Origin of the sequence: Ectopseudomonas oleovorans (assembly GCF_029845265.1) — a bacterium.
GTDB classification, from domain to species: Bacteria; Pseudomonadota; Gammaproteobacteria; order Pseudomonadales; family Pseudomonadaceae; genus Aquipseudomonas; species Aquipseudomonas oleovorans.
The window spans coordinates 1-545 of the sequence record NZ_JAOCLK010000119.1 but is presented as its reverse complement, the minus strand read 5'-3'; the positions used below and the strand labels follow the sequence as shown (position 1 = coordinate 545).

At 61.1% G+C, this 545-nt stretch carries 1 pseudogene; it reads right to left on the bottom strand.

Going from position 1 to position 545, the window contains the following annotated elements:
- Positions 1-79 precede the first annotated feature (79 nt).
- Positions 80-545, bottom strand: a pseudogene (gene istB / locus N5J71_RS22385) (IS21-like element ISPst3 family helper ATPase IstB); the annotation flags it as partial.

Below are 545 nucleotides of genomic sequence, written 5' to 3'. Positions count from 1 at the left end.
CCCACTCCTTCGCTAGCCCAGTTCAGTTGTTTAAGACCTGCCACACGCAGCCATGTAGCAGGCCGTCGTCGCCATGAAATCAGAACGGCTCATCGTCCTCCGGTTCCTGGCCGCCCTTACGCTTTCGCTCCCGTGATTTGATCTTGGCCTGGGCCGCCAAGCTACTGTGTTGCAGGCGATAGGACTCGTTACCGGTTTCGACGATGTGGCAGTGGTGGGTCAGCCGATCCAGCAGGGCGGTGGTCATCTTGGCGTCGCCGAACACGCTCGACCATTCGGCGAAGCTCAGGTTGGTGGTGATCACCACGCTGGTGTGTTCGTACAGCTTGGACAGCAGGTGAAACAGCAACGCACCGCCAGCCTGGCTGAACGGCAGATAACCCAGTTCGTCGAGGATGACCAGATCCATGCGCAGCAGTGCCTGGGCGATCCGCCCGGCTTTGCCGTCGTGTTTTTCGCGCTCCAGCAGATTGACCAGATCGACCGTGGAGTAGAAGCGCACGCGCTTACCGTGCCGGGTGATGCCGGACACGGCCAGCGCGGTG